This is a genomic window from Streptomyces sp. NPDC052396 (assembly GCF_044593195.1).
Lineage (GTDB): Bacteria > Actinomycetota > Actinomycetes > Streptomycetales > Streptomycetaceae > Streptomyces.
This window is the reverse complement of the sequence record NZ_JBIUAW010000008.1, coordinates 367,588-390,346: the sequence shown is the minus strand read 5'-3', so window position 1 is coordinate 390,346 and position 22,759 is coordinate 367,588. Positions and strand designations below refer to the sequence as shown.

Genomic DNA, 22,759 nt, shown 5'->3' with positions numbered 1-22,759 from the left:
GGGCCGAAGCCGGTCGCTGCTGACCCTATGGCTAGGATGCGCCGGGTTGTCGGAGGCTACACACGGGGGAAGGTTTTGTTCGGAATAGTCCGGCCATGTCGGCATCGGTTGTCCCAGCGTATGCAGGCCGAGTGGCTGGCTCATCTCTGCGGTCTCTGCCTGGCGTTGAGGGGTGATCACGGACAATTCGCGCGAGTCGCGACTAATTACGACGGATTGGTCATATCCGTCTTGGTGGAGGCGCAGGCGCAGTCGGACGAACAGGCCGGGGCATGGCGGCGGACGGCCGGGCCCTGCCCGTTGCGCGGGATGCGCACCGCCCCGGTGGCGCGGGGCGAGGGGGCCAGGCTGGCCGCCTCGGTCTCGCTGGTCCTGGCCTCGGCCAAGCTGCGTGACCATGTCGCCGACGGGGACGGGGCGCTGGCGCGGCGTCCGCTGGCCGCCGCGGCCCGCCGGGTGGCCGCCAACTGGGACCGGGCGGGCGCGCGTACGGGAGCCGATCTGGGCTTCGACACCGCGCTGTTGACCGATGCGGTGGAGCGGCAGACCGGGCTGGAGGCGCGTGCCGGGATCGGCACTCCGCTGCTGGTGCTGACCGAGCCCACCGAGACCGCGACCGCCGCGGCCTTCGGCCACACCGCCGTGCTGGCCGGCCGCCCCGGGAACCGGGCGCCGCTGGAGGAGGCGGGCCGGCTCTTCGGGCGGCTGGCCCATCTGCTGGACGCGGTCGAGGACTTGGAGCAGGACGCCGGGACCGGCGCCTGGAACCCGATCGCCGCCACCGGCGCGGAGCTGACCGAGGTGCGGCGGCTGTGTGACGACGCGGTGCACGGGGTCCGACTGGCCCTGCGTGAGGTGGAGTTCGCGAGCAAGGCACAGGGCAGGCTGGCGCATCTGCTGCTGGCGCATGAACTCCAGCGCGCGGTGGACCGGGCGTTTGCCACCGACGGCTGCGCCACGCACGGGCATTCGGGGCGTCCGGAGGGGCCGCAGGGCTCCTTTGGACCGCCGCCGGTGATGCCGCCGCCGCCCGCGCCGCCGGAGCCTCCGGTACGGGGGCCGCGGCGCGGGGCGCTGGCCGGGTGCGCGATGTTCACCCTGATGTTCTGTTCGTGCCAGGTGTGTTGCCGTGACCCCTATCTGGATCCCTGGTCCGGAGAGCCGCGCGAAGGCTGGTGCTACAGCTGTGACTGCGATTGCTGTGACGGCTGCGATTGCTGCGGTGACTGCTGCCGGTGTGGCAATGGATGCAGTAACTGCGACGGTTGTGACTGTGACTGTTGTGACGGCGGTTGCTGTGATGGCTGCGACTGCGGTTGCGACTGCTGACCGTTGTGAGGCGAGTGCCGGAGGGGAAGTGGCGCATGGGTGAAGGCGTGGTGGCAGAGCGGGCGTTGAGTCAGCCCTGACAGGAAGCCGACCACACCCGGCAGAAGTCGATATGCCGCTGCCTCGCATGCATGGCGCAAGTGGAACAGGCATCCGGTATGCCGTCAACTCCCGTCCAGTGATGGTGAGATGAGCTGTCCGCAGTGCGGACGGCCTTGACAGTGGCCCAGGCCCCCGGCATAGCCTCGGCGGCAGGTTGTGCTGAGGGGCGCGGCCACAGGTGAAGGCGGCACGGTCCGTGCCGATCCCACAGGGAGCCCTTCACCATGCTCGCCCCGGAAAGCCACTCCGCTGCCGCGCGGCCCCGCCCCGTCCTTTGTCGTCGCCGGGGCGGGGCCGTGCGGTACGGGTCTCGTCGGGACCCGCTTGAAATCACCTCCGGCCGGCCCCGGCCGGCCGCTGCCCCGGACGAACCCAAGTCGCTGTCGGGGCCCGGCGATCCGCCGGATGCGCCGGTGTCGTTCGCCGGCTGCGGGGTGCTCGCCCGGGGTTGGGGTGCGGCGACGCCATGTCCGGCCCGCCACCTCCCCGGCGCGGCTCGCTGCCATGACGGCCTGTTGCCCGGTGCACCGGGCAACCACCGGCCCTTTACCGCCGGTTCGGAATCGGTGGCGCGGGCCGGAGGCCTTCGTGGGCGCAGACCGCCCACCGGGCAGGTGAAGCAACTCACCCCGGACGCCCGGGCGTTACCGCGACCCCGCATCCAGTCCCACCCCAGCCGAAGGACCCCGATGCCCGCACCCATCCACCCGCTCCACCTGGCCGTCGCCCTGGACCGGCCCGGCGCCCGCCACCCCGACCCCCTTGTCCGCTATATCCGCGACATCCGGCTCGCCGAGCGGGGGCGGCTGGACTTCGTCACCCTGGATGACCTGGGCCAGGGGCATGACGCGCCGGCCATACCGGCGCGGGTGGTGGCGGCCACCGAGCGGATCGGTCTGGTGGCCGCCGTTACGGCGACCACCCCCACCGCCGCCCTGGACCGGATCGGCCGGGGCCGGGTCGGCTGGGTGGTGCGGGTGCCGGGTGCCGAGGCGGTCGCCCGGCTCCGGGAGGGCCGGACGCGGGGGCGCCCGGTGATCGCGGTGGATGCCGCCGAGGCGTCCGTCCGGGAGGCCGCCGCCTGTGCTGCGGAGCTCGTGTTCCTGCGCACCGCGCCCACCGCCGCCCCGCACCGGGTGCGGGCAGCCGCCGACGGGCTGCGGGGCGGCGACGGCGTCCGGCGGACGGTGGTGCTGGCCTCGCTGCCGGTGGCCCTGGACGCCTCCGCCGACGCGGTCGCCCTCGCCGAGCTGATCGCCGCCTGGTACACCGACGGCACCGTGGACGGCTTCCACCTCCGGCCCCGGGATCCCGACCGGGACCTGCCCCTCCTGGTGGACGCCACGGTCCCGGTGCTCCAACACCGGGGCCTGTTAAGGAACTTCTATCCCGGCAACACCCTCCGGGAGCACCTTTGCCTTTCCCGTACCTCACCCGAGCCTGTGACGGGCTGACGGGCGGGGCGAAGGCCGAAACAGCCCTTGTGCCTCTGCGGACCCGGCCGAATACTCACCCCAGTGCTTGGCAGGGGCACGACGTAATCGGAATGACGTCGCGCCCCTCACTCATGGCTCGCCGAGGCGGCCCATGGACCCCCGACGACCCCCACCGCGGGAGGACATTCATGAGGACAACACGAGCCTGGGCGAGCGCCCTGGCGGCCGGCCTGCTCGCCGCCGCCTCCGCGCTGACCGCCACCGGCGCCCACGCCGCCGGCACCGAGGCGGCCGGGTACTCCGCCGCCCGGCTCTCCGTCGCGGCCGACGCCGTACGGTCCGCCGATGTGGCGGGCACCGCCTGGGCGGTGGACCAGCGGACCGGCACCCTGGTGGTGACCGCCGACTCCACCGTCTCCGCGGCCGGCATCGCCCGGATCAGACGCGCGGCCGGTTCCGACGCGGACGCGATACGCGTCCAGCGCACCCCCGGCACCCTCCGGCCGCTGCTGGCCGGCGGCGACGCCATCTACGCCCCGAGCTGGCGCTGCTCGGTCGGCTTCAACGTCCGCAGGGGCAACACCTATTACTTCCTCACCGCGGGGCACTGCACCCAGGGCAGGCCCCCCTACTACACCGACGCCGGCCACCGCACCAACGTCGGCCCCACCACCGGCACCAACTTCCCCGGTAGCGACTACGGCATCGTCCAGTACGCCAATGGCACGCTCCCGCACCCCAGCGCGGTGGACCTCTACAACGGCTCCAGCCGGCGCATCACCTCCGCCGCCACCCCCCGGGTGGGCCAGAACGTCCAGCGCAGCGGCTCCACCACCGGAGTGCACGGGGGCCGGGTGACCGGCCTGAACGCCACGGTGAACTATGGCAACGGCCAGATCGTCCGCGGTCTGATCCAGACCAATGTCTGCGCCGAGCCCGGAGACAGCGGGGGCTCGCTGTTCTCCGGCTCCACCGCCCTGGGCCTGACCTCCGGCGGCAGCGGCAACTGCCGCACGGGCGGAACGACCTTCTTCCAGCCCGTGGTCCCCGCGCTCAGCGCCTATGGAGTGAGCGTCTTCTGAGCCCGCCAACACCCCCCGCCACACCCCCTGAGCCCCCGGCCGCACCCGCCGCCGGGGGCTCGACCCCACCCCCGCACGGGCATACCGTGGACATATCACCCTTCGTGTGACGCAGGGGGCCGTGAGATGGTCGAAGACCTTGTGGTGGCGTTGGTGGCGGCGGCGTCCGCCGGTGCGGTGTACCTGGTGGCGGCGGCCCGGGTGGTCAAGCAGTACGAGCGCGGTGTCGTGCTGCGCCTGGGGCGGCTGCGGCCGGAGATCCGGCCGCCCGGATTCACCCTGATCGTCCCCGGCGCGGACCGGCTGCGCAAAGTGAACATGCAGATCGTGACCATGCCGGTGCCCGCCCAGGAGGGCATCACCCGGGACAACGTCACCGTCCGGGTGGACGCGGTGGTCTACTTCAAGGTGGTGGACCCGGCCGAGGCGGTGATCCAGGTCGAGGACTACCGCTTCGCGGTTTCCCAGATGGCGCAGACCTCGCTGCGCTCCATCATCGGCAAGAGCGACCTGGACGATCTGCTCTCCAACCGGGAGAAGCTCAACCAGGGACTGGAGTTGATGCTGGACAGCCCGGCCATCGGCTGGGGCGTGCATATCGACCGGGTGGAGATCAAGGATGTCTCGCTGCCCGAGACCATGAAGCGTTCCATGTCCCGGCAGGCGGAGGCGGAGCGTGAACGCCGGGCCCGGGTGATCAACGCCGATGCCGAACTGCTGGCCTCCAAGAAGCTGGCCGAGGCCGCGGCGACCATGGCCGATCAGCCCTCGGCGCTCCAACTGCGCCTGCTGCAGACCGTGGTGGCGGTCGCCGCCGAGAAGAACTCCACCCTGGTGCTGCCCTTCCCGGTGGAGCTGCTGCGCTTCCTGGAGCGCTCCCAGGGCGGCACCGCACCACCGCCCGGGCCGGCCGGGGAAGCCGTCGAGGGGCCGGAAGGCGGCCGGCGCAAGGAGGTTGAGGGCGAGTCGGCCGAGGGGGAGACCATGGCCGGACTGGCCTGATCGCGCCGGTTCCACGCCGTCTGCCACGCCGGTTGCCAGGCTGTTGGCCACGCCGTCTGTCAGGCTGTTCACCCAAGCCCCGTGCCCCGCACGGGGCTTGCTTCTACCAAGGCGGGCGTGGTGCGCGTGACGGGGGCGCATGCATGACCATACGCGCGACTGGAAGTCGCCCTTGTGCACCCCCTGCCCCAGTCGGGACACTCGGACCCACAACTTGGCATGGACGCGACCTCCTACCGGGGGTGCGGCTGTGTCGTTCGTCCTCCGGGTCCGCCCGGGCCACGCGCCCAGGGGCCCCGACCCCCCACTGGAGGTGCCGAGTTGAAGATCCTTCTGTTGCCGGTGCGAGCCGCCCTGACCGGCGTGGTCGCGGCGGCCCTCGGTGCGCTGGCGCTCACCCCGCAGCCGGCCGGCGCCAGTCCGTCCCCGGCCCGTCCGGCCGCCGCCCACACCGCCGCCCGGGCCGCCTCGACGGGCGCGCTCACCTCGGCCCGGCGCGCCCTGGACGCCGAGGCCGCCATCCCCGGCACCGCCTGGGTGACGGACCCGGTGGCCCACCGGGTGGTGGTCACCGTCGACCCCACGGTCACCGGCACCCGGATGGCCCGGCTGAAGCGGGTCGCCGCCCGGCTGGGGGACACCGTGCTGGTGCGCAGAACCACCACCCGGCTGAGCCGGCTGCTGGCCGGCGGGGACGCCATCTGGGGCCGGTCGGCGCGCTGTTCGGCCGCCTTCAATGTGGTCAAGGACGGGCAGCCCTACTTCCTGACCGCCGGCCACTGCGGCAACGCGGTGCCCGTCTGGTCGGACAGCCGGGGCGGCCGGCCGCTGGCGGACACCGTGGCCTCCGTCTTCCCGGGACATGACTACGCCCTGGCCAGGTACACGGCGCCGGCCGACCACCCGAGCGCGGTGCGGCTGCCCGGCGGTGGCCTGCAGCGGATCGACCGGGCCGGGGAGGCGTACCTGGGGGAGCGGGTGTGGCGCAGCGGCTCCACCACCGGGGTGCATGAGGGCCGGGTCACCGGCCTGGACGCCACCGTCAACTACCCCGAGGGGCGGGTGGAGGGGCTGATCAAGACCGATGTCTGCGCCGAGCCCGGGGACAGCGGTGGCCCGCTCTTCGACGGTGATACCGCGCTGGGCATCACCTCCGGGGGTAGTGGCAACTGCGCGCTGGGCGGGGAGACTTACTATCAGCCGGTGCCACAGGCACTGAAGGCGTACGGGGCGGGCATCCAGCCCTGACCCGTCCGCCGCCGCCGAGGACCGCGGCCCCCGGACACACCTCCACGGTGTCCGGGGGCCGCTTTTGTCCGGCAGTGAGCTCAGAGCCTGAACTCAGAACTCGAAGACTCAGAACTCGAAGACGGTGCTCTTGGCCGCCTTGGCCGTGCAGGGGTTGCCGAAGGTGTGGCTGTAGTTGACCCGCTGGCCCTCCCAGACGCCGGCCGCCGTCACGGTGACCGGGTTCCACTCCTTGGTGCAGAAGGTGTCGGCCTTGGTGGCGGTGAGCTCGTCGAACTTGCCGCCGACCTGCCGCAGTTGGGCGCAGGCGGTGCTGGAGTCCGGGTGAGTGCCGCTGGGCCCGGGCATACAGCTGAGCGTCACCGCGCGCTGTATGCCCGCGGTGGCCGAGTCGCCCTGACCGATGGTCAGTACCAGCGCTGAGGGCGCGTACAGGCTGTGCTGTGCCGCGGGTTGGGCGGGCGCGGCGGTAGCCATCGTCCCGGCCGCCACCAGGCTGCCCAGGGCCAGTGCGGACCCCAGTGCGATCCCCCCAGTGATGTACCGCATTCCGAACACTCCCTTGCTCGTGGGTGCAGATTCCGGACGGCAGTCTTGCTCAACCCGTGCATGAATGCACATGGATCGCTCACTTTTAGTCGCCAAGTGAAAGCGTGCGGTAATGGCGTGAATCGATGCCGATAGCGGGGCTCCGGGGTGCGGGAGCGGATCCGGTGCCGGCCGGTTGCCCGGTTTGGCAGGGAAGTTGGGCTCTTTATGTTTCAGGAGTGTTGACCAGTGCGGATGTCTTGTGAGCGATGTGTAAAGACCGTGCGCACCTTGGGAACGATGTTTTAAGGGGGTGTTGAGCCGCTGCTTGGTATGGGCGACACGCCCACGGCGGGTGATCCGGTGAACCGGCCGGAAATCATCTTCCCTTGTGCCGGTGTACCACCTCCGGGCACTTCCGGACCGCCCCGGTAATGGCCGAAGAGTTGCCATCCCGACTGTTCGGTAGGGCAGTTGGGGCCCTCGGCCGGCCCGTTGCCGGGCCTTGGCCGGGCCTTGGCCGGTCCTCGGTCAGTGCTCCCGTTCGCCCCGGAGGACCGCGCAGGCGAAGGTCACCACGCTGCCGGCCACCGCCCAGGCGGAGAGCACCAGCAGGGGAGCGATAAGGGCATTGCCCCCGAAGTAGGCGATGGAGCGGGCGGACCAGGTGCCCGCCCCCGGGGGCAGCGCCGGGCCGATCGTCCCCCAGAACGGCGGCAGCAGGGGATAGGGATAGGCGCCGCCCGCGCTGGGATTGCCCAGCACCACCACCAGGGCGATGGCCAGCCCGATGCCGACGATCCCGGCCAGGCCCTGCAGGGCCAGGGTGAGCGCCCCCACCGCGAACACCACCAGGGCGCCCAGCCCCCACAGGCCCGCGATACTGCCGGGCAGCGCGCCCAGCACCGGCCCGGCGATCACCGTGCCCAGCAGCCCGGCGACGATGGCATAGAGCGCCAGCGCGGCGAGCCGGATGACGGCCCGGTGCGGATTGGCCGGGCGGGCGCCCGCGCTGATGGCCAGGATCGCGGCACACAGATAGCCGCCCACGCACCAGCCCACCACCAGATAGAAGGCGGTCAGCCCCCGGGAGTCCCCGGCGGCCTGCGGGGCGACATCGATGACCTTCAGGGTGCGCTGCTCGGCCGCCTCGGCGCGGGTCAGCACCGCCTCGGCGGCCTGGGCCAGTGAAGCGCCGGCGCCGCCCGCCACCAGCAGGGTGTCGGTGGTGCCGCGCGGATCGACCACCAGGGCCGCGTCCAGCTCACGCTCCCGGATCCCCCGCACCGCCTGGGCCCGGTCGTCCACCAGTTGCGGGGCCAGCGGGGTGCCGGGCAGGGCGCCCAGCTTCTCCGCCACCTCGTCCGAGAGCGGCCGGGGAGCGGCCACGCCCAGGGCGATGTCCCGGGGCGTGGGGTGGTGGAAGGCGCCCACATAGGAGGCGATGAACGCCAGGTGCAGCACCAGGGCACCGATCACCAGCAGGGCGGCGCGGCCGGTCACCGCGCCGCGCACCTCCTGGGCGAAGGACCGTGGAAGCGGAGCGGAGGGGTCGGCCATGCCAAGAGCCTGCGGGGCGCAGCCGCCGGACGCAGGTGCTCAGGGCCGTCCGAGGGATGCTATTCGAACACTTGAATCGTACGAGCGTTCGACATCTTGGTTTATGGTGGATGCACGAAGGGCGAAAACCAGCCAGGGGGTGCAGCGGCAGGAGGTGTGATGGCGGGATTTACCCACCTGCGCACCGTGTCGGGCTTCTCGATGCGGTACGGAGCCACACACCCGGAACAGCTGGCCGAGCGCGCCGCCGAGCGCGGCATGGACGCCCTGGCCCTCACCGACCGGGACACCCTGGCCGGCGCGGTGCGCTTCGCCCGGGCCGCGGCCCGGGCAGGGGTGCGCCCGCTGTTCGGCGTGGACCTGGCACTGACCCGCCCGGCGTCCGAACGCCCGGCGTCCGGACAACTTGCACACCGGCGCACCCCGGTGCGCGGCGGTGCCTTCATCGACGAGTCCGCGCCCCGGGCGCTCTTCCTCGCCCGGGACGGCGCCCTGGGCTGGGCCGCGCTGTGCGGCCTGGTCACCGCCGCGCACGGGGGCGGCACCGAACGGCCCGAACGGTCCGGACCGCCCGAACGACCGGAGCTGCCCCGGCATGAGCTGGCCGCCGCCGCGTCCGGCCCCCGCCCGCCGGTGACCGTCCTGCTGGGCGCCGGCTCCGAGGTCGGCCGGGCCCTGGCCGCCGGCCGCCCGGACCGGGCCGCCGTCCTGCTGGCCCCCTGGCGGGAGATGTTCGGGAACGCCCTGCGCCTGGAGGCCGCCTGGCATCACCGCACCGGCATCGGCCCCGGCTCGCTGCGGCTGGCCGCCCGTATCCTGGGCTTCGCCGCCGAGCAGGGTGTGACCGCCGTGCTGAGCAACGCGGTGCGCTATGCCGACCCCGGCCAGGGGCCGGTGGCCGATGTGCTGGACGCGGCCCGCCGGCTGGTCCCCATCGACACCCGCAGGCCCGAGGCCCTGGACTCCGGGGAGCGCTGGCTAAAGGACCCGGCGGCGATGACCGCCATCGCCGGACAGCTGGCCGAGGCCGCCGGGCTGTCCCGCGCCGCCGCCCGCCGGCTGCTGGCGGACACCGAACGCACCGCCGCCGAGTGCCTGGTGGACCCCGAGGAGCACATCGGCCTGGGCTCCGTCCACTTCCCCGAGCCGCACCTGGTCGGCGCCCACAGCCGCACCGCCGACCGGGTGCTGCGTTCCCGCTGCACCGCCGCCATGGTGCTGCGCGGCCATGACCGTGACCCCCGCCACCGGCAGCGGCTGGAGGAGGAGCTGGAGATCATCGCCCGGCGCGGTCTCGCCTCCTACTTCCTGACCGTCGCCCAGGTCGTGGACGACACCCGCGCCCTGGGCATCCGGGTCGCCGCCCGGGGCTCCGGCGCCGGCTCGCTGGTCAACCACCTGCTGGGCATCGCCCATGCCGACCCGGTGGAGCAGGGCCTGCTGATGGAGCGCTTCCTGTCCGTCAGCCGGACCGCGCTGCCCGATATCGACATCGATGTGGAGTCCGCCCGGCGCCTGGACGTCTACCGGGCGATCTTCGACCGGTTCGGCGCCCAGCGGGTCGCCACCGTCTCCATGCCCGAGACCTACCGGGTGCGGCACGCCATCCGGGACGTGGGCGCGGCGCTGGGCATGCCACCGGACCGAGTCGACCGGCTGGCCAAGGCGTTCCCGCACATCCGGGCCCGTGACGCCCGGGCCGCCCTGGCCGAGCTGCCCGAACTGCGCGGTGTGGCCCGGGAGGAGCACGGCAGGCTGTGGGAACTGGTGGAAGCGCTGGACGGGCTGCCGCGCGGCATCGCCATGCACCCCTGTGGGGTGCTGCTCTCCGACACCACCCTGCGCGCCCGCACCCCCATCGTGCCCAGCAGCGCCGAGGGCTTTCCCATGTCCCAGTTCGACAAGGACGATGTGGAGGAGCTCGGCCTGCTCAAGCTGGATGTGCTGGGGGTGCGCATCCAGTCCGCGATGGCGCACGCGGTGGCCGAGGTCGAGCGCGCCACCGGCCACCGGATCGACCTGGACGACCCCGCCGATGTCCCGCCCGGCGACCGGCGCACCTATGAACTCATCCGCTCCGCCGAGACCTTGGGCTGTTTCCAGATCGAGTCGCCCGGCCAGCGCGACCTGATCGGACGGCTGCAACCGGAGACCTTCCACGACCTGGTGGTGGACATCTCACTGTTCCGCCCCGGCCCGGTCGCCGCCGACATGGTGCGGCCCTTCATCGCCGCCCGGCACGGCCGCGCCCCCGTCCGCCTGCCCCACCCCGATCTGGCCCAGACCCTGGGCGAGACCTATGGGGTGGTGGTCTTCCATGAGCAGATCATCGAGATCCTGCGCATCATGACCGGCTGCGACCGGGGCTTCGCCGACGAGACCCGCCGCGCCCTGTCCAACCCCGAACTGGTGGGGCGGGTACGCGCCTGGTTCGCGGCCCGTACCGCCGAGCGCGGCTACAGCGCCCAAGTGGCCCGCCGCACCTGGGAGATCATCGAGGCCTTCGGCAGCTATGGCTTCTGCAAGGCGCACGCGGTGGCCTTCGCGGTGCCCACCTACCAGTCGGCCTGGCTCAAGGCGCACCACCCGGCCGCCTTCTATGCCGGCCTGCTCACCCACGATCCCGGGATGTACCCCAAGCGGCTGCTGCTGGCGGACGCCCGGCGGCGCGGGGTGCCGATCCTGCCGCTGGACGTCAACCGCTCGGACGCCGCCTATCGGATCGAACCGGTGTCCGGTGGGTGGGGTCTCCGGCTGGCCCTCTCCGAGGTGCATGGCATCAGCGAGGCCGAGACCGCGCGCATCGTGGCGGCCCGCCCCTACACCTCGCTGGCCGACCTCTGGCGGCGCGCGCACCCTTCCCGCCCGGTCGCCGAACGCCTCGCCCGGGTAGGGGCGTTGGACGAGTTCGGCACCAACCGCCGGGACCTGCTGCTGCACGTCGCCGAGCTGCACCGCCACCACCAGCACGGCCCCGCCCAGCCCACCCTGGTGGACAGCGCCCGCGCCGAACCGCTGGGCCTGCCCGACCTGGACGACCGGGAGCGGCTGGACGCCGAACTCCAGGTGCTCGGCATGGACACCTCCCGCCATCTGATGTCCGACCACCGGGCCTTCCTCGCCGAGCTGGGCGCCATCCCCGCCAAACGGCTGCGCGAGGTACGGCACGGCGAGACCGTCCTGGTCGCGGGCGCCAAGGCGGCCACCCAGACACCGCCGGTCCGCTCCGGGAAGCGGGTGGTCTTCACCACCCTCGACGACGGCACCGGCCTGGTGGACTGCGCCTTCTTCGACGACTCCCATGAGACCTGCGCGCACACCGTCTTCCACTCCTGGCTGCTGCTGGTGCGCGGAGTGCTGCAACGGCGCGGCCCGCGCAGCCTCAGCGTGGTCGGCTCGGCCGCCTGGAACCTGGCCGAACTCACCGAACTCCGGCGCCGCGGCGGCCTGGAGGCGGTGGCCGCGGTGCTGGCCGAACCGGCCACGGCCGGGTCCGGGACGGACGGCACGGACATACGGCGCCGCATCAGCCTGCCCACCGGCTACACCATGCACCCCTGGGCGGACCTCCAGCCCGCCGGCGAGGGCCCCGCCACCGGGCGCAAGCTGTGGCACGCCAGCCCGGGGAGCGCGGGATGACCGTCCTCTACGCACACTTCCACCCGCTCTCCGGCGGCGCCCTCGCCGAGGAGACCTATGACGGGCTGCTCGCCCTGCTCACCGAGGTGACCCCGGTGGTACAGGCGCTGCCACCGGACGCCGCGCTGCTGGACGTCCGGGGCGCGGTGCGCTACTTCGGCCATGACCCGGCCCAACTGGCCACCCTGCTCCGGGTGCGCGCGCTCGCCCGTTATGAGACCGACTGCACCCTGGGGGTGGCCGCCAACCCCATGCTGGCCCGGATGGCCGCGCAGGACGGGCCGCCCGGCGCGGTGCGCACCCTCCCCGACGACCCGGAGCGAGTGGCCGCCTTCCTGGCCCGCAAGCCGGCCGCCGCACTCCTGGGCGTGGGCCCCGCCACCGCCCGCACCCTGTGCTCCTACGGCCTGGACAGCGTGGGCCGGATCGCCGCCGCGCCACCGGCCGTGCTCCAGCGCATCCTGGGCGCGGCCAACGGCCGCCGGATCTGGGAACGCGCCCATGGCATCGACCCCACCCCGGTCACCCCCGACACCCGGGCCCTCTCCATCGGCGCCGAACACCGTTTCACCACCGATGAGTTGGACGCCGCCTACCGGCGCCGGGCACTGCTGGCACTGGCCGACGGCCTGGGCGCCCGGCTGCGGGAGAACAAGCAGGTCGCCCGTGGTCTGACCCTCACCGTCCGCTACGCCGACGGCTCCACCACCACCCGCGGCCGCACCTTCGCCGAACCCACCGCGCACACCCCGGTGTTGACCTCCACCGCCTACGCCCTGCACAACGCGCTCGGCCTGCAACGGGCCAGGGTGCGCTCGGTGGCGCTGCGCGCGGAAGGGCTGAGCGGGGCCGAACTGGCCGTACACCAGCTGACGTTCGACGAGGCCGACGACAAGGCGCGCCGGGTGGAGGCGGCGGTGGACCGGGCCCGGGCCCGCTTCGGCCCCGGGGCGGTGGGCCCGGCGGCCGCCCTGCACGTGGCCTGAACCACCCCTGAACCACGCCCCGAACCACGCCCCGAATCATGGCCGGAAGCGGCCAAAGAATCGTGTGTCGCACTTATTGACGCGTCGGTAACCTTCCCGCAATCTTACTGACACGTAAGTTGATGACCGATCAGCTCCTGTGCCACGCGGGCCCGCCCCTTCCTGTGCCGCGCCGCGCCCGCGCCCCCTCACCCCCACCTGCGAGGAACCCCCATGCCCAGAATTGGGAGAGCTCTGCGCGCTCTCCGCTCCCTGCTGCTGCCCGTCCTGGCCCTGCTCCTCACCGTGGGCGTCGCCGCTCCCGCCGCCACCGCCGCGCCCGCCGGGGCCAGGGTTGTCACCAGTGGCTGGAATGACTACTCCTGTAAGCCGTCCGCCGCTCATCCGCGCCCCGTGGTGCTGATCCATGGCACGGCGGGCAACTCGGTGGACAACTGGCTGCTGCTCGCCCCGTACTTGGTCAAGCGCGGATACTGCGTCTTCTCACTGGACTACGGCCAGCTGCCCGGTGTGCCGTTCTTCCACGGCCTCAACTCCATCGAGAACTCCTCGCACCAGCTCTCGGACTTCGTCGACAAGGTCCTCGCCGCCACCGGCACCGAGAAGGCGGACCTGGTCGGGCACTCCCAGGGCGGCGGGCTGATGCCGCGCTACTACCTCAACTTCCTCGGCGGCGCCGCCAAGGTGAACTCCCTGACCGGGATAGCCCCCAGCAACCACGGCACCAGCCTCTCCGGCCTGGTCAACCTGATGGATCTGCTCGGGGCCCGCAACGCCGTGCATGACCTGGCGCCCGGCCTCACCGACCAGGCCTTCGGCTCGCCCTTCCTCAAGCGGCTCAACTCCGTGCCGGACACCGTGCCGGGCGTCCGCTACACCACGATCGTCACCCGCTACGACGAGATCGTCACCCCCTACCGGCAGCAGTACCTCTCCGGCCCCGATGTGCGCAACATCCTGCTCCAGGACCTCTGCGCGGTCGACCTCTCCGAGCACGTCACCATCGGCACGACCGACCGCATCGTCGCCCATGAGGTGGCCAACGCCCTCGACCCCGCGCATGCCACTCCCACCAACTGCCTTTCCGCCGTGCGCTGACGGCACCGCGCGGCTGCGGGTCACTTGGGCGAGGAGTCGTACTCCAGCTCGCACAGGTGGCCCGCCTTCGCCGTCACCGAGACCTCCACCGGCCGCCGGCCATCGCTGTAGACCACCCGGAAGATGCGCAGCACCGGGAGGTCGCTGGGCATCTCCAGGGCCGCGTACTGCTCCTGGGTGGCCACCCGGGCGGTGACCCGGTCCACACAGTGGCGCGGCGGATAGCCCAACTCGGCCAGCAGAGTGGGGGTTCCGCCCTGGATCCGGCGGCGCTCCATGATGGCGGTGCCCCGGGCGATGTCCAGTGGATAGAAGGACTCCACCAGTTCCACCGGTTCCTCGTCGAACAGCACGATCTGCGAGCGCATCAGGGCGGTGGTGCCCCGGGCGATGTTCATCGCGGCCGCCACATCGGCCGGCGGCCGCACCTCGCCCACCTCCAGCAGCCTGCAGCGGCCGCGCAGTCCGTGCCGCTGGGCCTCCGCCAGCCAGGGCGAGGGTTCACCCGGCGCGGCGGGCGCCGTCAGATCGGCGGGCCGGAAGGTGTGCTGCCGGTGCTCGCGGACCGTTACCGCGGAGCCGGGCCGCCCCACCACCAGGCCCTCCGCCTTGAGCACCTGCAAGGCCTTCTGCACGGTCGCGTTGGAGGCGTCGAAGCGTTCCCTGAGCTGTTGGGTGGAGGGCAGGTTTCCGCCCGGCGGGAGGTCACCGGACATGATCTCGTCCCGCAGGTCCGCCGCGATGCGCTCATGGAGCGACCGCCTGTCGGGTGCGTTTCCGTCTGCCTTGGGCACTGTCCTCAACCGACCTTCAACTCGTCGCCGCCAACGGGAACTTACTCCTCCTACACGCAATCAACCTGATCGAGTGAAGCAGTCCCCGATAGTCTTGTACGCCTTTCACGAAGAGCAATACGTTCTCCATGTTCCGCAGCAGCGGTACGGCGAAGACCCCGGCGGCGGCGGGTGGACGGATGTCTGCAGCACCCGTCCGCCTCGCGCCGGGGTCCCGCATCGTCGTCCCACACCAAGGAGTCCAACGATGCTCGATCAGCGTACGACTTATCCCTCCGCCGCACGTCGCACTTACCGAGTCCCATCAGGCTTGCGGGCGTTGCCCGGTGGCCGCGTTGACGCCCCGCCCCGCCGGGTCCCGCTCCCCATGGCGCTGATCACCGTGACCGGGGACGGGGTCCGGGTGGACGACGTGATCACCGTGGGCGGCATCCCGCATGTGGTGCGCGGCGTACGCACCGTCCTGCCGGCCCGCCGGCTGCTGGAGTTCGCGGACGGCAATGTCTATGTGGTGGGCCGCTCCCACCCCATCGAGGTGGCCCGGCCGTTTCCGCTGCCGGGCCGGACGGTGACCTGACATTGTCCGGCCCGCCTGCCGGGGCGGGGGTCACGGCGGAGACCGCCTCGCGACACAAGCGGGATCTTGTCGCGATTGGTTCACTCCCTTGTCACAGGAGTCACTCCTGTCACAGGCATCAGGTAAAAATGTGCACGTCAAAAACCTGCACTACTGCCACGGGGGAAAAACCACCATGCGCCGTCAGCTCGCCGCGACCACCGCCATCGTCGCGCTCGCCTTCACCGCCACCGCCTGCAATGACAACAACAAGGACGACGCCTCCAAGCCGGCCCAGTCCGCCTCGGCGGACAAGAGCCCGGCGACCGGCCAGTCCAGCGCCGCGCCGGAGCAGGGGAAGGGTGATGGGCACTCGGTCGGCGGGAGCCTCACGCTCAAGGGGAACAAGCCGGGCGAGCAGCTCTCGGTGACCCTGAAGAACTTCGCCGACCCGGCCAAGGCCTCCAACAAGTTCCTGACCCCGACCGCCGGCAAGCGCTGGGTGGCCGCCCAGTTCGAGCTGGTCAACACCGGCACGGCGGCGTACTCGGACAGCCCGGCCCTCGGTGCCAAGCTGATCGACACCCAGGGGCAGAGCTTCACCTTCTCCATGGCCGAGATCGCCGAGGGTCCCACCTTCCCGGGCTCGGTGAAGCTGGGCGTGGGGGACAAGTCCGAGGGCTGGGTGGTGTTCTCCGTGCCGGAGAACACCAAGCCCGCCAAGGTCCAGTACACCCCGGACTCCGGGTTCGCCAAGGACACCGCGGAGTGGAACCTCGGCCACTGACCGCCGGCCCTCACCTGAAATCCGCTGGCCCTCACCCCGGCCGGGAGGGAGACTTCCGCGGTTGACCGAACTGCGGAGGGAAGTCCATGACCGGGGAGAGGCTGCGGGCCGGCGAGGAAGTGACCGTACGGCTGGTGAAGGGCGAGCGCCCGGAGGTGAGGTATCCGGCGACCGTCGTCGATGACGACGGGGTGCGGGTCGTGGTGCGCGCCCCCTGGGCCAAGCCCACCACCACCGACTTCGGGTTCGTCCGGTTCGAGCCGGGCGATGTGTTCACCGAGCACTACTGGCGCGACCGCTGGTACTCGGTCAAGGAGGTACGGGACGCGGCCGGCGCCCTCAAGGGCTGGTACTGCGATGTGACCAGGCTGCCCACCGTGGCGGAGGGCAGCCTGGTCACCGAGGACCTCGACCTGGACCTATGGCTGTCGGCCGACGGGAAGCACATCCTGCGCCTGGACGAGGACGAGTTCGCCGAGAGCGGGCTCGCCGAGCGTGACCCCTCGGCGGCCCGCCGGGCCGAGCGGGCGCTGGATGAACTGGAACTCCTGGCGCGCGCCGGAGAGTTGACCGGACTGCTGCGAGGTTGACGGCATAGCGGGCATTAACCGCAAAGCCCGGCAAGGAAATTGACAAGGTAAGCCTGACCTAACCTAGGGTCCTCCCTGTGGCGGCAGCCGCAGGGAACCCGTGCCGTTGCATGCCACAGCCATCGGTGCTGCGATCCCCGAGTGGGACCACTGACCGCCGCCGGCCCGAAAGGCATTCCGTGCAACGGCTTCACCTCCTCGCGCTCAACCCCACCGACTCCGTCACCGAGGGCTTCCTGCCCGCCGCCGCCCGCCTCGGCCTGGCCGTCACCCTGCTCACCGACCGGCCCGCCGCGCACCGGCGGGCCTACCGGGGGGATCCGCCGCCCGCCCTGGAGATCGTGCACTGCGAGGTCGGTGACTTCCGCGAGGTCATCGGCCGGATCTCGGCCATGGGCCCGCCCCCCGACGCGGTGTTCTCCAACAGCGACCACCTCCAGGTGCAAACCGCCCTGGCCGCCGACTACTTCGGCCTGCCGGGCAAGGACTGGCGGGCCGCCCTGCGCGCCAAGAACAAGGCCCAGCTGCGACGCGCCCTGGCGGCGGCCGGGCAGGACGCCGTACGGTTCGCCGAACTGCCCCCGGACCACGACCCCCAGGACATTCTGGACACCGTCCCCTTCCCCTGTGTGCTCAAACCGCGCGAGGGCGTGGCCAGCGAGGATGTGGTCCTGGTCGAGGAGCCCGCCCGGTTCGCCGGACACTGCGCCGCCATCCGTGAGCGCCGCCCGGGCGAGGCGCTGGTCGCCGAGGAGTACCTGGACGGGCCGCTGTTCACCCTGGAGACCCTGGGCGACGGCCGCACCCTGCACACCCTGGGCTCCTTCCGCACCCGGCTGTCCCCGCCGCCGTACTTCACCGAACGCCGCCTGGACCTGCTGCCCCGGCCACAACACCCCCACGCCGACCGGATACTTGAGCAACTGCGCGCCTTGGGCATCGGCTTCGGCGCCTGCCACACCGAGTACACCGTGCACCGCGGCCGGGCCCGGCTGATCGAGGTCAACTACCGCGCCATAGGCGACCACTGCGACCTGACCCTGGCCCACGCCCTGCGGCTGCCGCTCTTCGAACTCATCCTGCGCACCCACCTCGGCGAGCCACTGCCCGGCCAGCTCGGTGCGTGCTCCGGCGGACGGGTACGTATCGAGTATGTGTGCGCGGAACGCGGCGGCACACTGCGCACCGCGCCCGGGCCGAGCGACATCCGGAGCGATGGCGTCCGCCTGGTCTACCGGCCCCTGCGCCAGACCGGCGAACGCCATCCGCTCTACCGCACCAACCGCGACTACCTGGGCGTGATCCGGGCTACCGGCACCGACCAGGACCGGATCGACCGGGCCGTCCGCCGGTTCCTGGCGTCCCGCAGATGGGAGATCGAATGAGCGTGCCCGACCCGGTGGAGCATGAACTGCTCACCCGCGTCCTGGACGCCCTGCTGCGCGAGGACGCCTACCGGCTGCGGCGCACCGCACACACCGAACACCGCCCGGACGGCGACTGGCTCCACCTGGCCGTACCCGGCGGCGCCCGGCTGCCGGTGCGCCCGGACGGCTTCCAGTGCGAAGTACGCGTCCGCAGACCGGTGCTGACCACCGACGACGGCAGCGCCGTCACCGGACTGCGCCCGGTACTGGAACGGCTGCGCCCCGCGGTCGCCCCCCAGGACCGGCCCGGCTTCGAGGACTTCGCCGCCGAATGCGCGGCGGAACTCGCGGTACGCCGGCTGCACCGGGGCACCCGGCACGAGGTCACCGAGCGGCTGGCCCTCGCCTACGGCCGCACCACGGCCCGGTGGACCGGCCCGGGCGGCGCCCTCGCCTATGACGCCCTGGCCGCCTTCCGCGACCACCCCCTCTACCCCACCGGCCATGCCCGCACCGGTCTCACCGAACCCCAACTACGCCCCTATGCCCCCGAGTTCCATCGAGGCTTCGCACTGCGCTGGCTGCTGCTGCCCCGCCCCGCCGTCCAGCACGGCCCCGGCCCGCTGCCGCCCTGGTGGCCCACCCCCGCCCAACTGGGGCTGCCCGGAGACGAACGCCGCCACCTCGCCCTGCCCGTCCACCCGCTGACGGCCGGAGCGCCCCTGACCCGGGCACTGCGCGAAACCGGCCTGGCGGACACCGCCCGCCTCGCCGCCCGGCCCTGGCGGACCGTCCTGCCCACCCTGTCCATGCGCACCGTCGCGCTGGCCGACGACCCCGCCACCCACCTCAAACTCCCGCTGCCCACCGCCACCTTGGGCCTGCGCAACCGGCGCACCATCAAACCCGGCACCCTGGACGACGGCGCCCTCGCCCAGCGCCTGCTGGAAACCGTCCTCGACCGCGAACCCCGCTTCGCCGCCACCATCCTGCTCGCCGACGAACGCACCCACCTCGGCGCCGGCCATGAACTGCTCGCGGCCCTGGTCCGGCGGCTCCCCGAAGGACTCCACCGGGCCCAGGTGGTGCCGGTGGCCGCACTGCTGGCCCACACCCCCGACGGCACCCTGGTGGCAGACGCCCTCGCCCGCCGCTACTACCGGGGCAGCCTCCCCGCCCTGCTGGACGCCGCCCTGACCCTGCTGCTGGACTGGCACACCACCCTCTTCGGCTATGGCATCGCCCTGGAAGCCCACCAGCAGAACACCTCACTGGTACTGGACCGCGACCCGGCCGGCCGCACCCGGCTGCGGCTGCTGCTCAAGGACAACGACGGCCCCCGCGTCAACTCCACCCGGCTCACCGCCCGGCTGGGCGACCGGGCCACCCCCCTGCTCGCCTTCGACGACCGGCGGATCACGGTACGGGACGACGGCCCGGTCGCCGATGTCTTCACCACCATCACCCTGCACCTGTGCGCCGCCGCACTCGCCTTCGAACTGGACCGGCTGGGCCGGATACCCCTGGCGGCGGCGCTGCGCCGGATCCGCGAGCGGCTGGCGGAAGCCACCCGCCGCATCCCGGCCGACGCCGCCGCCGTGCTGCGCGCCCGGGTGCTGGACGCCGACCGGCTGCCGGTCAAGGCGATGATCACCGCGGGCACGCTGCTCACCAAGGAACGCTCCGGCGCCGCCGACATCAACAAACACTATGTGGACGGCCCGAACTACCTCCGCCCCCCGCTCTCGCTGGAGCCGCCGCGATGATCCCCCCGTCCCCGCCTCCATCCCCTTCCCTCACCGGTGCCGTCCTCTCCGCCGACCAGGCCGTCGCACACACCCTGCTCAACTGCCTGCTGCGCGAGGTCTGCGGCCCCGAGCACCAGACCGCCGTCACCGACGGCCGGCTGCTGCTGCGCCTGCCACGCAGCGGCGTCCTGCTGGGCGTCGCCCTGCGCCGGGTCTGCCTGATCGGCTCCCACCGCTTCACCGGCCCGGTCACCGTCCAGCGCGCGGACGGCGGCTGGGCCGAACTGCCCTGGCCCGCGCTGGCCGAACACATCCACCGCGAGCTGGAACTGCGCACCGGGGTCCGCAACGAGGAGTTCCTGGACCAGGTCGCCGCCAGCCACGCCGGAGTCAACGCCGCCCTGGCCGCCGCCCACCGGCCGCGACGGCCCGCCGAGGACCCGTACCTGGACTCCGAACAGTCCCTGCTCCTCGGCCACCGCTTCCACCCCACGCCCAAGGCCCGGAGCGGCGCCCGCGAGGACTGGGAGCGCTACGCGCCCGAGGCAGGCGCCCGCTTCCCCCTGCACCATCTCGCCGTGCGCCGGGACCGGGTACGCCAGGAGGGAGTGACCGCGCCCCTGGACCGGCAGGGAAACGTCCCCGACGGATACCTGCTCCTGCCCGTACATCCCTGGCAGCACGCCATGCTCGCCGGACACCCCGCGCTGCGCTCCGCCCTCCGCCATGGCGAGGTGCTCGACCTCGGCCCGCGCGGCGCCGCCTTCGCTCCCACCGCCTCGGTACGGACCCTCTACGACGGACGGGACTTCCTCAAGTTCAGCCTGAACATCCGCATCACCAACTGCCTGCGCAAGAACGCCGAGTACGAGCTCGCCGGAGCGGTGGCCCTGACCCGGCTGCTGGAACCGGCCGTCACCGACCTGGCCGCCCGCTTCCCCGGCGCCGGCCTGCTGCGCGAACCCGGCTACCGCACCCTGGACCTCGGCGTCCGCGAACTCGCCGAGGGCTTTGGAGTGATCGTCCGCGACGGCCTGGCCACCCGGCTCGCCCCCGGCCTGACCGCGCTGCTGGCCGCCGCCGTGGCCGACGAATACCCGGTGAGCCAGGCCCAGTTGGGCCGCCTGTCCGCCACCTCCCGCCCCGAATCGGCACTCGCCTGGTGGCACGCCTACCTCCGGCTGCTGGTACCCCCCGTCCTCGCCGCCTACTTCGACCACGGTGTGGTCCTGGAACCCCACCTGCAGAACGTCATCCTGGGCATCGACGCCCGGGGCATGCCCCGGCAGGTGCTCTTCCGCGACCTGGAAGGCACCAAGCTGCTGCCCCACCGGCACGGGGCCGCCCTGGCCGGACTCCCCGAGGAGGTGGCCCGCGCCCTGACCTACGACCGGGCCCAGGGCTGGGACCGGGTGGTCTACTGCCTGATCGTCAACCACCTCGCCGAGATGCTCGCCGCCCTCGCCGACCGGCATCCCGCGCTGGAGCCCCAACTGTGGTCGGCGGTAAGCCGGGTACTGGCCGAACGGGCCATGGCCCATGGCGACCCGCCACAACTGCGCGCCCTGATCGCCGGGGTGCCGCTGCCCGCCAAGGCCAATCTGCTCACCCGCTGGGCCCGCCAGGCCGACCGGGACGCCGGCTATGTCCGCATCCCCTCCCCACTGGCCTCGGAACTGCTCTCCGTCCTCGCCGCCCCCACCTGGAGCGCCACCCCGTGCTGACCCCGCGCGCCGCCGCCCATGCCGCCGCCCTGCCCGCCGCCCAACTCCCCGCCTATGTCCACGACCTGGCCGCGCTCGACGAGCACCTGCGCGCCATACGGTCGGCCCTCCCCGCCCCCATCGAGCTCTACTACGCCGCCAAGGCCAACCCGGCCCCGGAGCTTCTGCGGGTTCTCGCCCCCCACCTCACCGGCCTGGAAGTCTCCTCCGGCGGCGAACTGTCCCATGCCCGCGCCACCGTCCCCACCCTCCCGCTCGCCTTCGGCGGCCCCGGCAAGACCGAGGAGGAACTACGGCTGGCTTTGCGGCTCGGCGTGGAGCGCTTCCATGTGGAAAGCCCCACCGAACTGCGCCTGCTCTCCCAACTGGCCACCGCCCCCGCCGATATCCTGCTGCGCCTCAACCTCCCCGTGCCGGGAGTCGGCGGGGCCGCCCTCACCATGGGCGGCCGCCCCACCCCCTTCGGCCTGGACCCCGACGCCGCCGAGGCATGCCTGCCCCTGCTGCGCGGTGGACCCCTGTGGCTGCGCGGTATCCACGCCCACCTGGCCAGCGGCCTGGACGCCCCGGCGCAGTTGGCGGTGTCCGCCCAAGTCCTGGACTGGGCCCGTCAGTTCGCCGACCGCCACTCCCTCCCTCTCACCGAGGTCAACCTGGGCGGCGGCATGTCCGTCGACTACACCGACCCACTCGCCCGCTTCGACTGGCCCGCCTATGGCAAGGGCCTGGCCGGACTCGCCCGCGTCCACCCCTCCTTCACCCTCCGCCTGGAGCCCGGCCGCTCGCTGACCGCTTACTGCGGCTGGTATGTCACCGAGGTGCTGGACGTCAAGCACAGCCATGGCGAGGCATTCGCGGTGCTTCGGGGCGGCACCCATCATCTGCGCACCCCCGCCGCCCGCTCCCATGACCAGCCGTTCACCGTCCTGCCGGTGGACACCTGGCCCCATCCCTGGCCCCGACCGCAGGCCGAGGCCGAACCGGTCACCCTCACCGGCCAGTTGTGCACCCCACGGGACACCCTGGCCCGACGGGTACCGGTGACCTCGCTACGGGCCGGGGACCGGGTGGCCTTCGCCATGGCCGGGGCGTACGCCTGGAACATCTCCCATCATGAGTTCCTGATGCATCCGGAGCCGACCTTCCACTACATCTGAGCTGCGGGTTTCTGAGGGTAGGGTGA

The 22,759-nt window shown here is 72.5% G+C and carries 18 protein-coding genes; 15 read left to right on the top strand and 3 right to left on the bottom strand.

Features of this window, described 5'->3' with window-relative positions:
- Window positions 1-75: 75 nt before the first annotated feature.
- The 5 genes from ACIHFE_RS23310 (at window position 76) to ACIHFE_RS23290 (ending at window position 6,199) form a co-directional block, all read left to right on the top strand.
- A complete protein-coding gene (locus ACIHFE_RS23310; RefSeq protein ID WP_400109207.1) occupies window positions 76-1,329 on the top strand; it encodes a DUF5685 family protein in 1,254 nt (417 codons plus the stop codon).
- 791 nt (window positions 1,330-2,120) lie between these two features.
- Window positions 2,121-2,885 (top strand): FMNH2-dependent monooxygenase, encoded by a 765-nt coding sequence (locus ACIHFE_RS23305; protein ID WP_400109205.1) that lies wholly within the window; start codon window positions 2,121-2,123, stop codon window positions 2,883-2,885.
- A gap of 170 nt (window positions 2,886-3,055) precedes the next feature.
- Window positions 3,056-3,949 (top strand): S1 family peptidase, encoded by an 894-nt coding sequence (locus ACIHFE_RS23300; protein WP_400109203.1) that lies wholly within the window; start codon window positions 3,056-3,058, stop codon window positions 3,947-3,949.
- Window positions 3,950-4,075: 126 nt separating this feature from the next.
- Complete coding sequence (locus tag ACIHFE_RS23295; protein ID WP_400109202.1) at window positions 4,076-4,951, top strand: slipin family protein; 876 nt, start codon at window positions 4,076-4,078, stop codon at window positions 4,949-4,951.
- Window positions 4,952-5,272: 321 nt separating this feature from the next.
- On the top strand, window positions 5,273-6,199 hold the full coding sequence (locus ACIHFE_RS23290) for a S1 family peptidase (RefSeq protein WP_400109201.1): 927 nt from the start codon (window positions 5,273-5,275) through the stop codon (window positions 6,197-6,199).
- A 108-nt stretch (window positions 6,200-6,307) separates the two neighbouring features.
- Here ACIHFE_RS23290 and ACIHFE_RS23285 read toward each other — a convergent pair whose 3' ends face one another.
- Together ACIHFE_RS23285 and ACIHFE_RS23280 are read right to left on the bottom strand one after the other, a co-directional pair.
- Window positions 6,308-6,748, bottom strand: coding sequence for a subtilase-type protease inhibitor (locus tag ACIHFE_RS23285; RefSeq protein ID WP_400109199.1), 441 nt, complete (start codon window positions 6,746-6,748; stop codon window positions 6,308-6,310).
- 510 nt (window positions 6,749-7,258) lie between these two features.
- On the bottom strand, window positions 7,259-8,287 hold the full coding sequence (locus ACIHFE_RS23280; RefSeq protein ID WP_400109198.1) for a DUF3533 domain-containing protein: 1,029 nt from the start codon (window positions 8,285-8,287) through the stop codon (window positions 7,259-7,261).
- Window positions 8,288-8,446: 159 nt separating this feature from the next.
- On the opposite strand from ACIHFE_RS23280, the gene ACIHFE_RS23275 reads away from it, so the two are divergent.
- The 3 genes from ACIHFE_RS23275 (at window position 8,447) to ACIHFE_RS23265 (ending at window position 14,010) form a co-directional block, all read left to right on the top strand.
- On the top strand, window positions 8,447-11,926 hold the full coding sequence (locus tag ACIHFE_RS23275) for a DNA polymerase III subunit alpha (protein WP_400109197.1): 3,480 nt from the start codon (window positions 8,447-8,449) through the stop codon (window positions 11,924-11,926).
- Window positions 11,923-12,912, top strand: a complete 990-nt coding sequence (locus tag ACIHFE_RS23270; RefSeq protein WP_400109195.1) for a hypothetical protein — start codon at window positions 11,923-11,925, stop codon at window positions 12,910-12,912. The genes ACIHFE_RS23275 and ACIHFE_RS23270 overlap by 4 nt, the downstream gene beginning before the upstream one ends.
- A 213-nt stretch (window positions 12,913-13,125) precedes the next feature.
- A complete protein-coding gene (locus tag ACIHFE_RS23265) occupies window positions 13,126-14,010 on the top strand; it encodes an esterase/lipase family protein (RefSeq protein ID WP_400109194.1) in 885 nt (294 codons plus the stop codon).
- A gap of 20 nt (window positions 14,011-14,030) precedes the next feature.
- Here the strand turns inward: ACIHFE_RS23265 and ACIHFE_RS23260 are convergent, their stop codons facing one another.
- On the bottom strand, window positions 14,031-14,804 hold the full coding sequence (locus ACIHFE_RS23260) for a GntR family transcriptional regulator (RefSeq protein WP_400109192.1): 774 nt from the start codon (window positions 14,802-14,804) through the stop codon (window positions 14,031-14,033).
- Between the two features lie 367 nt (window positions 14,805-15,171).
- Between ACIHFE_RS23260 and ACIHFE_RS23255 the strand changes: the two genes are divergently transcribed.
- The 7 genes from ACIHFE_RS23255 (at window position 15,172) to ACIHFE_RS23225 (ending at window position 22,733) form a co-directional block, all read left to right on the top strand.
- Window positions 15,172-15,381: a hypothetical protein gene (locus ACIHFE_RS23255; protein ID WP_400109190.1), complete on the top strand. Its 210-nt coding sequence runs from the start codon at window positions 15,172-15,174 to the stop codon at window positions 15,379-15,381.
- Between the two features lie 175 nt (window positions 15,382-15,556).
- On the top strand, window positions 15,557-16,147 hold the full coding sequence (locus ACIHFE_RS23250) for a DUF4352 domain-containing protein (protein WP_400109188.1): 591 nt from the start codon (window positions 15,557-15,559) through the stop codon (window positions 16,145-16,147).
- A gap of 86 nt (window positions 16,148-16,233) precedes the next feature.
- Window positions 16,234-16,737: a DUF402 domain-containing protein gene (locus ACIHFE_RS23245; protein WP_400109187.1), complete on the top strand. Its 504-nt coding sequence runs from the start codon at window positions 16,234-16,236 to the stop codon at window positions 16,735-16,737.
- A 179-nt stretch (window positions 16,738-16,916) separates the two neighbouring features.
- Window positions 16,917-18,122: an acetyl-CoA carboxylase biotin carboxylase subunit family protein gene (locus ACIHFE_RS23240; protein WP_400109186.1), complete on the top strand. Its 1,206-nt coding sequence runs from the start codon at window positions 16,917-16,919 to the stop codon at window positions 18,120-18,122.
- Entirely contained in the window at window positions 18,119-19,870 is a 1,752-nt protein-coding gene (locus ACIHFE_RS23235) for an IucA/IucC family protein (RefSeq protein WP_400109185.1), read from the top strand. The genes ACIHFE_RS23240 and ACIHFE_RS23235 overlap by 4 nt, the downstream gene beginning before the upstream one ends.
- Entirely contained in the window at window positions 19,867-21,576 is a 1,710-nt protein-coding gene (locus ACIHFE_RS23230; protein ID WP_400109183.1) for an IucA/IucC family protein, read from the top strand. The genes ACIHFE_RS23235 and ACIHFE_RS23230 overlap by 4 nt, the downstream gene beginning before the upstream one ends.
- Window positions 21,570-22,733, top strand: coding sequence for a type III PLP-dependent enzyme (locus tag ACIHFE_RS23225; RefSeq protein WP_400109181.1), 1,164 nt, complete (start codon window positions 21,570-21,572; stop codon window positions 22,731-22,733). Before ACIHFE_RS23230 ends, ACIHFE_RS23225 begins: the two co-directional genes overlap by 7 nt.
- Window positions 22,734-22,759 lie beyond the last annotated feature (26 nt).